Genomic DNA, 12886 nt, shown 5'->3' on the forward strand with positions numbered 1-12886 from the left:
GGATCGCCCGCTTCAACCTCGGTCAAGCGAGTGGTAGCCATGCCCGAAGCAATTGAAAAGCTGACCGCGACGGTTAGGGAAGGCGCGCGGCGCCGCCGGGGCGGCCAAGGAACGCGATGAACACCATCTCGACCTACGTGTTCCGGCAGGCGCTGGGCCCGCTCCTGGCGATCCTGGGCGGGCTGGCGGCGATCGCTATCCTGACCCAAGGCCTGAACCAGCTCGACATCATCATCACCAACCGGCGCGCCGGGTTCGCCTTCGCCTGGGTGACGCTGCTGGCGCTACCGCAACTGCTCTCCCTTATCCTGCCGATGGCCGTGTTCATCGCGGTCGCCTACGCGCTGAACCGGATGCAGTCGGAAAGCGAAGTCGCGGTGCTCTACGGCGCCGGCATTTCGCGTCAGCGCATCGCTCGGCCAATCATTCAGCTCGCCGTGCTGGCGGCGCTGGCGCATTTGGCCATCAATGTCGTGGTGCAACCGTGGGCGTTCAAGGAACGACGCGAGACGTTCTACGCGCTGCGCACGGACGTTGCGGCGAGCCTGATCGAGGAAGGCGCCTTCACGTTTCCGAGCGACCAGCTCACGCTCTATGCGCGCGAGCGCGGCGGCGGCGGCGAGTTGCGCGATCTGCTCATCAATGACGCCCGGCCCGATTATCCGATCACCTACACCGCGCGCGCCGGCGCCATCGCCACGATCGAAGGCCGGCCGGCCATGGTGATGCGCGATGGACAAATTCAGCGGCAGACCGAAGACGGCACTGTCGATGTGCTCGATTTCGACCGCTACGTGCTGCCGCTCGATTCCGGCAATTTCGATGAGCCAGCGATTTTCTATCTGAAGGCTTCCGACCGCACGCTCTACGAGCTGCTGATGCCGGATCTCACGGCGCACTACGATCAAGGCAACATCGTGCGCTTCCAGGCCGAAGCGCACGCGCGGCTTTCGTCGCCGTTGTTGAGCATTGCGCTGGCCATGATTGCGCTTGTCACCGTGCTGGGCGGGCAATTTAACCGTGGCGGTTACGCGCGGCGGATCGGGATTGGCGCGGTGATTGCCCTGGTGATCCGCCTCGCATCGTTGACGCTGCAAGCGACCGCGGAAGAAGATGTGCGCATGAACGTGCTTCAATACGTGCTGCCGCTGGTCGTCATACTGGCGTGCGGATCGATGCTAGGCGGGCGCGGGGCGCGCAAAAGGCGCCATTCGCTTGGCCCATCCCTTTTGCAGGAGGCCTGAGCCATGGGGTTCATGTTCTCCCGTCTTGGTCGCTATGTCATCTCGCGCGTGGTGTGGGGCATCGTCATCGCCCTGATCGCGGTGCTGGCGTCGATCCTGCTGATCGATCTCGTCGAGCAGATGCGCACCGTGGGCACGCGCTCCGAGCTTTCGCTTTGGGAAGCACTCCGTCTGACGTTGCTCAAGACGCCGATGCTGATCGAGCAGACGCTGCCGTTCGTTGTGCTCGCGGGCTCGATGATGGCGATTGTCGGCCTAAACCGTTCGAGCGAACTCGTCGCCATGCGTGCGGCCGGCGTTTCGGCGTGGCGTTTCCTGGCGCCGGCGGCGCTGGCAGGCATCGTGCTCGGGCTCTTCACCATCACGGTACTCAATCCGATTGGCGCGCACCTGTTTCAATCATTCGAGACGGAGCGATCCGACGCGCTCTCCGACCGCCCCGCCGGTGAAGCCAATGCCGGCGTGTGGATTCGCCAGGGCGATCCCGACGGCCAAGTCGTCATCCATGCCGACACCGTCGACGCCAGCGGATCGACGCTGCAGGGCGCGACCTTCATGTTCTTCGGCGTCCGCGACAACGCGCTCAGGTTCGAGCGCCGCATTCTGGCCGAGCGCGCTGAGCTGCGGCCTGGTTTTTGGCAACTGACCAATCTTGTGGAAGCAACACCGGGGGGCCGGCCGGTGCGGCACAGCCACCTGGCGATCCCGACGACGTTGGACGCCACCGAAATGATCGACCGCTTCGTCAGCCCAGCGTCGCTCTCATTTTGGGCGCTGCCCGGCTTCATCGGCGAGGCTCGCGCGGCCGGTTTTGCGCCGACGCGCTATGAGCTGAAGTGGCAGAGCCTGCTGGCCTACCCGTTGCTGCTGGCGACAATGGCCGGGCTTGGGGCCGCTTTCTCGCTGCAGTTGCAGCGCTTGGGCAATTTGGCCCGCTGGGGCGCGGCAGGGGTCGGAATTGGGCTCTTCTTGTTCTTCTACAGCCAGCTGGCCGGGGCTTTTGCCATGACCCAGACCGTTCCGGCCGTGGTGGCGGCATGGAGTGCGCCCTTTGCCGGGATGTTCATCGCCCTGGCCATGGTGGCCTTCCTCGAAGACGGCTGAGACGACACAGGGGCCGGAAACGATTCCCCGTGCGGCTTCCGGCGCTGGACGCCTTATGGCGCAGGCGGTTAGGTAGGCCGGGGAGTCGCCAGAGGGATGCGCATGCGCCGTTCGGGGGAGATGGCCGATCGTTCGGCCGAACGCGCGCCGTTCGGCTGGGCCGCGCTCGCCGCGGCCGTGGCGGTCACGGTTGCCCCCGCTGCCGTCGCGCAGGAACAGGTTCCCGCGCCATCACCTACCGCTGAGCAGACCGATCGGGTCCTCCTCGAAGCCGATCAACTGATCGACGATCAGCAGGCGCGCACCATCATCGCCGAGGGCGACGTCCAGATCCGCTACCAGGGCCGCACCATGCGCGCCGACCGGCTGGTGTACGATCTCAACACCGGTTCGATCCACGCCATCGGCAATGTTCAAATCGTGCTCGAGGACGGCTCGACGACTTACGCCGAAGAGGTCGAAGCCGACGAGGCGATGAATGTCGGCGCCGCACGTGAGTTGCGTGCGCGGCTTGGCCAGACAGGCACACTCGCGGCGCGCGCCGCGCTCAGGCACGGCGAAGGTGAGAGCGAACTTCGCAACATTATCTACACCAGCTGCCCGATCTGCGAGAACGGCGACCGTCCGCCGACATGGAGCTTGCGTGCGCGGCGCGCGATCCAGGATCGCGAGAGCCGCACCATTTCGTATCAGGGCGCGGTGCTGGAAGTGGCCGGCGTGCCGGTGCTTTACATTCCGTATCTCGCACACCCGGATCCGTCCGTTGGCCGCGCGTCGGGTTTCCTGACGCCTGACATCGGCCGTAACCGCCGTCTCGGCACGTTCTACGATCAGCCGTATTTTTGGGCGATTTCACCGTCGCAGGATTTGACAGCGTCGTTGCGCATCCACGGCAACGTCAATCCGATGGCGGGCCTCGAGTATCGCAAGCGCTTCTGGTCGGGCGAACTCGAAGTCGACACCACGTTCACGCAAGAACAGTTGTTCGACACCGAGGGCAACCGCTTCGGCGACGAGATTTTCCGCTACAGCGCCTTCGCCGAAGGCCGCTTCGAGATCAATCGCCATTGGGATTGGGGTTTCGGCGTCGAGCGCACCTACGACGACGAATATCTGCGCCGCTACGATATCGAAGGCGCTGGCGAGCGCCGTGGTCCGTACATCGGCCAAGACACGCGCCTCATCTCGCAGCTCTATGGCATCGGCCAGACGCGCCACTCCTACACATCGGTGTCATTCGTCGGCTTCCAGGGTCTGCGCGAAGAAGACACGTCTGACTTGCTGCCGGTGATCCTGCCGTTTGCGGAAACTGACCACGTATGGACGCCGCCCGGCATCGGCGGACAAATTCGCTTCCAATCCAACACAGCCGTGCTGCTGCGCGACGACAATCCCGCGACCGTCGATTTCGAAGGCAGCGACGGCCGCTTCTCGTTCAGCACCTCGTGGCGCAAGGATATGATCTTCGGGCCGGGCATGGTGTTCAGCCCGTTCGCCCAAGGCCGCGGCGATATCTATCACGTCGAAACCAGCGACGATGAGTTCGAGACGATTTCGCGCGGCTTAGGTCTCGGCGGCGCTGAGCTCAGCTGGCCGTTCATGCGCCCAGGTGAGCGCTTCGACCTGATCGTCGAGCCGGTGGTGATGGCGGCGGTCGCGACCGACAACGCCGAAGACCCGCGCATCGTCAACGAAGACAGCCTCGCGTTCGAGTTGGACGACTCCAACCTCTTCCGTCCCAACGCGGCGCCCAACTACGACCTCTGGGAACCCGGCGCACGTGTGAGCGCTGGCCTGCGGGCGACAGCGCGAGCGCGCACGGGCGAGAGCGCATCGCTCATGTTCGGCCGGCGCTGGCGCGAGGAACAGGCGGACGGTTTCACCGAAGAAAACAATCTGGGTGGCGAGACCTCCGATTGGGTGGCCGCCGCACAGGCCGATCTCGGCAGCGGCTTCGGCGCTGAGGCGCGGTTCCGGTTGGACAATGAAACGCTGGAAGTCCAGCGCATCGACTTGGGGGTGCGCGCGTCAGCGGGGCGCTTCACCGTCAACACCCGATATTTCGCCGTGGACGAGTCTTTGACCCCGCCAGGCGACCCCAATGAGGAATTGTCGGCCAATGTGGGCGTTGAACTGGCACGCGGCTGGCGGGCGCAGTTCGGTCTGACCCGTGACCTAGATTCAGACATAAATCTGCGCCAGGACATCCGCGCGATTTACGAGGATGACTGTACTTTCCTCGAGATCGCCTACACCCGCTCGGAAACGCAGCGGGGCACGATCGGTCCGGATGAGGGGCTACAAATCCGGATCGGGCTGCGCTCGCTAGGGGTGTTCGGCGGGAGCTGAGGCGGAGCAAGTGATGAATTGGAAGCAAGTTTTCGCAGCGGCGGCCGTGGCCTCCGCGCTGGCCGGCGGCGCCTCGCCGGCTTCGGCGCAGATGGCCGAAGGGGTCGCGGCGGTCGTGAACGACCACGTCATCTCGACGTTCGACGTGCGCCAACGCGCCAATCTGTTGATCACGTCGGCGGGCCTGCAGTCGACACCGGAAATGCAGCAACGTGCGCGCGCCCAAGCGCTGCGCGATCTGATCGATGAGCGGCTGCAGATCCTGGAAACGGCGACGTACGAGATCGCTGTTACGCCGCAAGAGATCGACTCGCGCCTGAACGACATCGCGCGCTCGAACAACACCGATCTCGCAGGCTTCACCCAGCAACTGGCGCAAGCCGGCATTTCCCCAACGACGCTGCGCACGCAGATCGAAGCTGACATCGCCTGGAACCGATTGATCGCGGGCCTCTATGGTACGCGCGTTCGTGTTTCCGACGTCGAAGTCCGTGAGACGCAGGAACGCATCGCCGCCAACGCTACGCGGCCGCAGTATCAGATTTCGGAGATCTTCCTGCCGGCCGAGTCCGATGCAGAGTTCAACGAAATGGAGCAAGGCGCGCTCCGGCTGTTGCAGGAAATGCAGCGCGGTGCGCCGTTCCCCGCGGTCGCGCGCCAGTTTTCGCGCGCGCCCTCCGCTGTCGCGGGCGGCGACGTCGGCTGGATTGCCTCGACCGATCTCGCGCCCGAACTGCAACCGATCGCGGATCGCCTGGAGACGGGTCAAGTCTCGCTGCCAGTGCGGACACCGACAGGTGTTTACATCATCGCAATGCGCGATCGCCGCGCGGGCGCCGATCCGGGCGCGAGCTCGACCATCTCACTGCGCCAGGTTAGTGCGCCAACGGCGAGGCAGAGCGCTGTCGAGCGCCTCCAGCGGCGCGGCGGCTGCAGCGATCTGGACTCACAAGTCGCAGGCATCGAAGGCGGCGTTGTGGTCGACTTGGGCGAAGCACGCGAAACCGACCTGTCTCCCGCCATTCGCGCACGCGTAAACGGCGTGGCAGCCGGTTCGGCGTCACCGGTCGTGGTCGACGGCGAAACCGCGAACACGATCTTTGTGTGCGGGCGTCAGACTGGCGGCGGCGCCGTGCCGGCGCGCGAGGAAATCGAGAGCCGGTTGCGCGAGCAGGAGCTGGCGCTCCTGTCAGAACGCTATCTGCGCAACCTGCGGCGCGAAGCCACGATCATCACGCGCCAATGACGTCATGAAGCCGCTCGCCGTTTCGATGGGCGATCCCGCCGGGATCGGCCTCGAACTGGCGGCGCGCGTCTGGGCCGAACGGGACGGAGACACGCCGCCGTTCTTCTTTGTTGGCGACGCGGATGCACTCGAACGCGCGAGCACGCGGCTAGGCTTGGCAACGCCCGCGCTCAATGTTGTCGACAGCGCTGACAAGATTGCGGTCGATGGCGAACAGCTTTCGATCCTCTCCGTTCCGCTCGCGATGGAAGAGACGCCAGGCGCACCGGATCCGGTCAACGCCGACGCCACGATCGCGGCGATCGAGAAGGGCGTGGCGGCGGTGCGCGCTGGGGCGGCGTCGGCGCTGGTGACGCTTCCGATTGCGAAGGCAGTGCTGCACACCGCCGATTTCGGCTTTCCAGGGCACACGGAATTTCTCGATCACCTGACGCAAGACATGCCGTGGCAACAGGCGCGCGGCCCGGTGATGATGTTGGCGGGGCCATCGCTCAAAGTGGCGCTGGCCACTATTCACACCCCGCTGGCGCTGGTCTCCAAGCAATTGACCAGGGAGCGCATCGCGCATGTGGGCCGCATCGTGGGCGAAGCGCTGCGGCGCGATTTCGGCATCGAAGCGCCGCGCATTGCACTCTGCGGACTCAATCCGCATGCGGGTGAGGAAGGCAACATCGGCCGCGAAGAGATTGAGGTAATCGACCCGGCGGCGCGATCTCTGCGCGGCGAAGGCTGGCAAGTCGCCGACGCGCGCTCGGCGGATGCGCTGTTCCACGACGAAGCGCGCAAGACTTATGACGCCGTGATTGCGCTCTATCACGACCAGGGCCTCATCCCGATCAAGACGCTGCATTTCTGGGATGCGGTGAACGTCACGCTGGGCTTGCCGATCGTGCGCACGTCGCCGGATCACGGGACGGGGTTCGATATCGCCGGCAAAGGCGTGGCGCGCGCCGACAGTTTCCGCGCGGCGCTGAAGCTGGCGTGGGAGATGGCGCAGCGCCGCGCCCGCGCATGAACGCCGACGAGTTGCCGACGCTACGCGAAGAACTCGAAGCGCACGGGCTGTGGGCGAACAAGGGGCTCGGCCAGCATTTCCTGCTCGATCTCAACATCACGCGCCGCATCGCGCGCGCGGCCGGCGATATCGCGGGCAAGCCGGTGATCGAAGTGGGCCCCGGGCCGGGCGGGCTGACCCGCGCGTTGTTGGAAGCCGGCGCCGACGTCACCGCGATTGAGAAGGATGCGCGCTTTCTTCCCCTGCTCGAGCCGCTGATCGAATGGAGCGAAGGCCGGTTGCGCATCATTCATGGCGATGCGCTGGAGGCGGATGAGGCGACCTTGCTTTATGGACCGCCGGCGCCTCGCCGGCCGGCTTCGGCGCATGCCGGCGAGGCGCCGGCGGTCCATATTGTGTCCAACCTGCCCTACAATGTTGGGACGCCGCTGCTGGTGAAATGGCTGAAGGCGGGTGCGTGGCGCGGGGACATGACACTGATGTTCCAGAAGGAGGTTGCGCAGCGCATTGTGGCGAAGCCTGGGAGCGATGCCTACGGGCGCCTTGCTGTGTTGGCGCAGGCGCGATGCGAGGCGCGGTTGGAGTTCACCGTCCCCGCCCGCGCGTTCACGCCGCCGCCAAAGATTGCGTCGGCCATCGTGCGCCTGACCGATCGCGCCGATCCCTACCCGCATCTCGACGTACTGGAGCGCGTCACGGCGGCGGCGTTCGGGCAACGGCGGAAAATGCTGCGGTCGGCGCTGAGATCGCTGACGCCGGAAACGGAAGCGCTACTCCGCGGTGCCGACTTGCCGCCGACGGCGCGCGCCGAAGAGATCGACCAAGCGGGGTTTCGCCGCCTGGCCGATGCGTGGCGCGCTAGGGCGTAGCCGGCGTGGGCGCCGCCAAGGCCGGACCGTTGAACTCGGTCTCGATGATCAACTCGACCTGATCGCCAACGCCAAGATTGCTGCCTTCAGGCGGCAGGCCGTAGCTCATGCCGAACTCCGAGCGATTGAACACGCCATGCGCCGAGAAACCGACACGCGCGTTCGGATCGAGCGCCGGCATGCCTTCGTAACCGCCGTTGAATCGCGCTTCGAGCGTGACCGGCTTGGTGACGCCAAGCAGAGTTAGATCGCCGGTGATGCGCGCGGTGTTCGGGCCTGTGGGTTCGACGCGCGTCGAGCGGAAGGTGATCTCCGGGTGCGCGGGCGCCTGGAGGAACTCGTTGCGCATGATGTCGATGAAACCGGTCGGCGCATTGTCGGACGCGATGGAACGCGGATCAATCGTGACGTTGATCGACGAATTCGCAGGCGCCGCCGGATCGAGATTGAGCGACGCGTCCCAATTCACGAAGCGCGCGGTGAAATTGGAATAGCCGATGTGATTGACGCGGATGACCAAGCTCGCGTGCGGCTTGTCCAGCGTGTAAGCGCCGGCCGGCGCCGTATGTGCGACAGCAGTTTCGGCGGGCGCCGGCTCGGGCGCGGGTTGGGTCGGCGCGCCGCAGGCGATGAGGGCGAGCGCTAGCAGGGACGGGGCGAAGCGATACATGGGTGTCTCCTCAAACTCGTCCCAAGGACGTGGGAGACCCGCTCGTCCCGACAACCACCTGACACGTTATTGACGAGGAAAACTCAAATACCCTGCTTCAGCCGCTCTACATGCAGCCGCAGCCACATCTGGCGGAGACGCTTTAGCCGTTCGGCGGCAAGGATTTGTTTGATCTGGCCAAGCGTCTGTTCGAGCAGCGTGTTGACGAGCACGTAATCGTACTCTTCCCAGTGGCTGATCTCGTCGAGCGAGCGCGCCATGCGCCGGGCTATGACCTCTTCGCTGTCTTCAGCGCGAGCATGGAGCCGGCGCTCGAGTTCGGACATCGACGGCGGCAGGATGAAAATGCCGACGACGTCCTGCGGTTCGGCGGCGCGGAGCGCGCGGGCGCCCTGCCAATCGACATCGAACAGGACGTCTTTGCCCTGGATCAACATAGCTTCGACGGGCGCGCGCGGCGTGCCGTAATGATTGCCGAAGACGAGCGCATGTTCGAGAAACTCGCCGCGATCGGCCATTTCTTCGAACGCCTCGCGCTGCATAAACTTGTACTCGCGGCCGTCGACCTCGCTCGGGCGAGGCGGACGCGTTGTCGCCGAGACCGAGAGCGACATGTTGGAATCTTCCTCCAACAGCTTCCGGGCCAGCGTGGACTTGCCGGCGCCGGAGGGGCTCGACAGCACGAACATGAGGCCGCGCCGCGCGACATGCTCATTCAACATTGGCGGCCTGCTCCTTGATCTGATCGACCACGGTTTTGAGATCGAGGCCGATCCGAGTCAGTTCGAGATCGGCGGACTTCGAGCACAACGTATTGGCTTCGCGCGTCAGTTCTTGGCTTAGGAACTCGAGACGCCGGCCAGCGGCCTCTGGCTTCGAGATTAACATGCGTAATTCGAGCGCATGCGCGGCGAGGCGTTCCAGTTCTTCCTGCACATCCGCTCGCGTGGCGGCGATGGCTGCTTCCTGCGCCAGGCGCGTTGGATCGATCTTGAGTTCGGGCGCGAGCGTCTCCAAGCGTTGGCGGATGCGCTCCACGGCGGCGGCGGGCGCCGCACTGGCGGAGGAACGCGCCGCGGCGATCAACGCATCCATGCGGTCGGCCGCTTCTGAAAATATTGCCGCGAGCGCGCGGCCCTCGGTTTGACGAGCGGCAGCGAGTCCATCCAGCGCTATAGTGAAGCCCGCCATCAGCGCGGCTTCGAACGCGGCGCGCTCCGCTTCGCTGAGTTCGACCGAGTCTTCGCTTTGCACGACGCCGCGTATGGCGAGCAGGCCGTCCCAACTCGGCTTCTTCACGCGGCCCTCAAAGCTCTCACCTGCCGCAAGCAAGCGCTCCACCAGTGCGAGATCGATCTTGATCGGCGGCGCCGCGGTCGGATCGCGGGCGAGATTGAGCGACGCCTGCACCGAACCGCGCTTGAACTTGCCATTCGCCGCGGCGCGCGCTTGCGGCTCGAGCGCATCGAAGCCGGGCGGCAACCGAAGCTTCAAGTCGAGGCCCCGGCCGTTGACGCTGCGCAGTTCCCAGATCCAGCGCTGGCCAGCGTGCTCGCCTTCGGCGCGCGCGAATCCGGTCATGCCTGAAATCGTCATTGGGGCATTGTCGCGTATTTGTGCGCCAAGTGTCACGGGGGCTTTGCGCGAATCACCGACAAGCGGCGCGGTTTCGGCACGCGGAGGCAGCCATGCTCGCGCCTACACTGGACGGCAATCGGCCTAGAATTGCGCCCATTGCCCGCGTTCGTGAACGCAGCGTAGCGCTGGATATGGCGCTCCTCTTTGCTGCGTTCGGCATCGCTGGAGTTTTCTTCTTCCAAGGTGGCCTTGAGGCCCTGGTCGGCGGCGCCGTCGGCGCCCTGCTCGGCCTACGCAACGTTCATTGGCGCAATGCCCGCCTCGCGGGCGCGATTTCCGGCGCCTTTGCCGGGCTCTTCGCTGGCGCGCTGTTCGCCGGCTTCTTCCACGATGCGCTTACTGCCTTCTTCTAACCAGCCAGCCCCCGGAACGGCATCACGCCGTTCCGCCCGTACCTAGCGTCCCCTTCACAAGAGGGGACGCAGTTTTGTCTGCTGTGTGGTTAGCGGCCCGCGCGTTCGGCGGCGAGACGCTCGGCCTCGATCGCGCGCCAACGGGCGACGTTGGCGTTGTGCTCGGCGATGGTGCTGGCGAAGACGTGGCCCCCGGTGCCGTCGGCGACGAAGAAGATCGCGTTGGATTGCGCCGGGTTCGCCGTGGCCTCGAGCGCCGCTCGACCAGGATTGGCGATGGGCGTCGGCGGCAGGCCGTCGATGCGATAGGTGTTGTAGCCGGTGTCGAGCGCGATCTCGCTGGCGCGGATGGTGCGGCGATGGCCTTGCGCATCGACCAAACGGCCGTCGTTGCAGCGGGCGGGATAGCGCAGGCAGACGCCGTAGATGATGGTCGGATCGGTTTCGAGCCGCATCGGACGGCGCAAGCGGTTGATGAAGACGGCGGCGACGAGCGGGCGCTCGGAAGCGACGCCGGTTTCGCGCTCGACAATGGCGGCGAGGTTCACGAGATCCTCGGGCGTCGCCAGCGGCAGGTTCGGCTGACGGCTGGCCCAGATTTCCGCCAGAGCACGATCGTGTGCATCGCGCATCTGCTGCAGCAACGCGGCGCGCGTCATGCCGCGCTGGACGTGGTAGGTGTCGGGCAGGATCGAGCCTTCCGGCGGCGTCTCCGGCATGTCGCCGGTCAAGACTTCGCTCTCTTCGATGATCTTCATCGCGGCGCTAATGGTGATGCCCTCGGGAAAGGTGAGCGCGTGCTGCAGCGCATCGCCGTTCGCCATCAGCTCCACGATGTCTTTCACCGAAGCGTGCGCGGGAATTTCGTACTCGCCGGCCTGAAGCACGGCGCCGCTCGCGTAAAGGCGATTGGCGACTCGGAAGAGGAAGGGATCGGTGATGAAGCCTTCTTCTCGCAAAGCCGTGGCGATCGAGGCGCCGGTCGAGCCTTGTTCGACGGTGAAGGCGCGCGGCTCAGCGATCGGACCGGGGCGACCGATGGCGCTGGTGAAAAAGAAGAATGCAAACACGGCCGCTGCGCCGCCGAACACAAGCAGCCAGAACAGAAACCGTCCCATCAATCCACCGCGGTTAGGATCACGGCGGCGTTGGTGCCGCCAAATCCGAACGAGTTCGACATTGCCGCCTTCACAGGCCGTTTCTTGGCTTTGTGAGGCGTCAAATCTATGGCGGTTTCGACGGACGGATTGTCCAGATTCAGCGTCGGCGGTATGATGCCGTCGCGGATCGCGAGCGCGCAGAAAATGGCTTCCACAGCGCCCGCGGCGCCGAGCAGGTGGCCGATCGCGGATTTCGTGGACGAGAGTGAAAGGTTCGACGCCGTATTGCCGAACAGACGCTCGATCGCCTTGAGCTCAATCTCGTCGCCAAGCGGTGTCGAGGTGCCGTGCGCGTTGACGTAGTCGATGTCGCCCGGCGTCATGCCGGCGTCGTTGAGACACGCGGTCATGGCGCGGAAGCCGCCGTCGCCATCCTCGGACGGCGCGGTGATGTGATAAGCGTCGCCGGAGAGGCCGTAACCTTTCACTTCAGCGTAGATCTTCGCGCCGCGCGCCTTGGCGTGCTCGTACTCTTCCAGCACGACACAGCCCGCGCCTTCGCCCATGACGAAACCGTCGCGGTCCTTGTCGTACGGACGCGAGGCTTTTTCCGGCGTGTCGTTGAAGCTGGTCGACATCGCCCGCGACGCGCAAAAACCGGCCATGCCGAGCCGGCAGATCGCCGCTTCAGCACCGCCAGCGACCATCAAGTCGGCATCGCCGCGCACGATCAGCCGCGCGGCATCGCCCAAAGCGTGCGCGCCCGTTGCGCAAGCGGTGACGACAGCGTGGTTCGGGCCCTTCAAGCCGTAACGGATCGAGACTTGGCCGGAGACCAGGTTGATCAGCGCGCTTGGGATAAAGAAGGGGCTAATCTTGCGCGGCCCTTCGCGCTCCAACAGAAGCGCGTTGGCTTCGATGGTGTTGAGTCCGCCGATACCGGAGCCGATCAAGACGCCGGAGCGTACTTGCTGTTCGTGCGTCTCCGCCTTGAAGCCCGAATCCGCCATTGCTTCGTCAGCGGCCGCCATGCCGAACAGGATGAAGTCATCGACGCGGCGCTGTTCTTTGCCTGACATGGTCTTGTCGGGATCGAACGCATGCGGATCACCAGCGCCGCCGCCGCGGCCATCGGCGCGCGGTACGATGCAAGCGATCCTGCACGTCAGATCGTCCACCTTGATGTGTTCGATTCTGTTCGCGCCGGATTTGCCCGCGAGCAGCCGTTCCCACGTCGCGTCGCGATTGCCCGCGAGCGGTGTGACCAGCCCAATGCCTGTGATGACGACGCGCCGCAT

Annotated in this window: 12 protein-coding genes; 7 read left to right on the forward strand and 5 right to left on the reverse strand. The window is 65.2% G+C overall.

The features are described from left to right. Positions 1 to 116: 116 nt before the first annotated feature. From DSM104635_RS11395 to rsmA, 6 genes are all read left to right on the forward strand, one after another. Positions 117 to 1244, forward strand: coding sequence for an LptF/LptG family permease (locus tag DSM104635_RS11395; protein WP_158766317.1), 1128 nt, complete (start codon positions 117 to 119; stop codon positions 1242 to 1244). 3 nt (positions 1245 to 1247) lie between these two features. Further along, positions 1248 to 2348, forward strand: coding sequence for an LPS export ABC transporter permease LptG (lptG, locus tag DSM104635_RS11400; protein ID WP_228445665.1), 1101 nt, complete (start codon positions 1248 to 1250; stop codon positions 2346 to 2348). A gap of 102 nt (positions 2349 to 2450) precedes the next feature. Then, on the forward strand, positions 2451 to 4697 hold the full coding sequence (locus DSM104635_RS11405; protein WP_158766319.1) for an LPS-assembly protein LptD: 2247 nt from the start codon (positions 2451 to 2453) through the stop codon (positions 4695 to 4697). A 13-nt stretch (positions 4698 to 4710) separates the two neighbouring features. Next, entirely contained in the window at positions 4711 to 5943 is a 1233-nt protein-coding gene (locus DSM104635_RS11410; protein WP_158766320.1) for a peptidylprolyl isomerase, read from the forward strand. Positions 5944 to 5947: 4 nt separating this feature from the next. Next, positions 5948 to 6958 carry a 4-hydroxythreonine-4-phosphate dehydrogenase PdxA gene (gene pdxA / locus DSM104635_RS11415; protein WP_158766321.1) on the forward strand — a complete coding sequence of 337 codons (1011 nt, stop codon included), beginning with the start codon at positions 5948 to 5950 and terminating at the stop codon, positions 6956 to 6958. After that, positions 6955 to 7827 carry a 16S rRNA (adenine(1518)-N(6)/adenine(1519)-N(6))-dimethyltransferase RsmA gene (gene rsmA / locus DSM104635_RS11420; RefSeq protein WP_158766322.1) on the forward strand — a complete coding sequence of 291 codons (873 nt, stop codon included), beginning with the start codon at positions 6955 to 6957 and terminating at the stop codon, positions 7825 to 7827. Before pdxA ends, rsmA begins: the two co-directional genes overlap by 4 nt. On the opposite strand, the gene DSM104635_RS11425 is transcribed toward rsmA, so the two are convergent. The 3 genes from DSM104635_RS11425 to DSM104635_RS11435 form a co-directional block, all read right to left on the reverse strand. Continuing rightward, positions 7817 to 8497, reverse strand: a complete 681-nt coding sequence (locus DSM104635_RS11425; protein WP_158766323.1) for a YceI family protein — start codon at positions 8495 to 8497, stop codon at positions 7817 to 7819. The genes rsmA and DSM104635_RS11425 overlap by 11 nt on opposite strands. Positions 8498 to 8580: 83 nt before the next feature. Further along, positions 8581 to 9219 carry a guanylate kinase gene (gmk, locus tag DSM104635_RS11430; protein WP_158766324.1) on the reverse strand — a complete coding sequence of 213 codons (639 nt, stop codon included), beginning with the start codon at positions 9217 to 9219 and terminating at the stop codon, positions 8581 to 8583. Next, the gene (locus DSM104635_RS11435) at positions 9209 to 10078 is read right to left on the reverse strand and encodes a YicC/YloC family endoribonuclease (RefSeq protein ID WP_158766325.1); all 870 of its coding nucleotides are present in this window, start codon (positions 10076 to 10078) and stop codon (positions 9209 to 9211) included. The genes gmk and DSM104635_RS11435 overlap by 11 nt, the downstream gene beginning before the upstream one ends. 107 nt (positions 10079 to 10185) lie before the next feature. Between DSM104635_RS11435 and DSM104635_RS11440 the strand changes: the two genes are divergently transcribed. Next, positions 10186 to 10488, forward strand: a complete 303-nt coding sequence (locus DSM104635_RS11440) for a hypothetical protein (RefSeq protein ID WP_158766326.1) — start codon at positions 10186 to 10188, stop codon at positions 10486 to 10488. An 89-nt stretch (positions 10489 to 10577) separates the two neighbouring features. Here DSM104635_RS11440 and mltG read toward each other — a convergent pair whose 3' ends face one another. Both mltG and fabF read right to left on the reverse strand, forming a co-directional pair. Beyond that, a complete protein-coding gene (gene mltG, locus DSM104635_RS11445; protein ID WP_158766327.1) occupies positions 10578 to 11606 on the reverse strand; it encodes an endolytic transglycosylase MltG in 1029 nt (342 codons plus the stop codon). Then, a complete protein-coding gene (gene fabF / locus DSM104635_RS11450; RefSeq protein ID WP_158766328.1) occupies positions 11606 to 12886 on the reverse strand; it encodes a beta-ketoacyl-ACP synthase II in 1281 nt (426 codons plus the stop codon). Before fabF ends, mltG begins: the two co-directional genes overlap by 1 nt.

The sequence above is a fragment of the Terricaulis silvestris genome, assembly GCF_009792355.1.
GTDB classification, from domain to species: Bacteria; Pseudomonadota; Alphaproteobacteria; order Caulobacterales; family Aquidulcibacteraceae; genus Vitreimonas; species Vitreimonas silvestris.

Bases quoted from the DNA above. Each gene is read 5' to 3' on its own strand.
- DSM104635_RS11395 (WP_158766317.1), top strand. From the start codon at position 117: ATGAACACCATCTCGACCTACGTGTTCCGGCAGGCGCTGGGCCCGCTC.
- lptG (WP_228445665.1), top strand. From the start codon at position 1,248: ATGGGGTTCATGTTCTCCCGTCTTGGTCGCTATGTCATCTCGCGCGTG.
- DSM104635_RS11405 (WP_158766319.1), top strand. From the start codon at position 2,451: ATGCGCCGTTCGGGGGAGATGGCCGATCGTTCGGCCGAACGCGCGCCG.
- DSM104635_RS11410 (WP_158766320.1), top strand. From the start codon at position 4,711: ATGAATTGGAAGCAAGTTTTCGCAGCGGCGGCCGTGGCCTCCGCGCTG.
- pdxA (WP_158766321.1), top strand. From the start codon at position 5,948: ATGAAGCCGCTCGCCGTTTCGATGGGCGATCCCGCCGGGATCGGCCTC.
- rsmA (WP_158766322.1), top strand. From the start codon at position 6,955: ATGAACGCCGACGAGTTGCCGACGCTACGCGAAGAACTCGAAGCGCAC.
- DSM104635_RS11425 (WP_158766323.1), bottom strand. From the start codon at position 8,497: ATGTATCGCTTCGCCCCGTCCCTGCTAGCGCTCGCCCTCATCGCCTGC.
- gmk (WP_158766324.1), bottom strand. From the start codon at position 9,219: ATGTTGAATGAGCATGTCGCGCGGCGCGGCCTCATGTTCGTGCTGTCG.
- DSM104635_RS11435 (WP_158766325.1), bottom strand. From the start codon at position 10,078: ATGACCGGATTCGCGCGCGCCGAAGGCGAGCACGCTGGCCAGCGCTGG.
- DSM104635_RS11440 (WP_158766326.1), top strand. From the start codon at position 10,186: ATGCTCGCGCCTACACTGGACGGCAATCGGCCTAGAATTGCGCCCATT.
- mltG (WP_158766327.1), bottom strand. From the start codon at position 11,606: ATGGGACGGTTTCTGTTCTGGCTGCTTGTGTTCGGCGGCGCAGCGGCC.
- fabF (WP_158766328.1), bottom strand. From the start codon at position 12,886: ATGCGGCGCGTCGTCATCACAGGCATTGGGCTGGTCACACCGCTCGCG.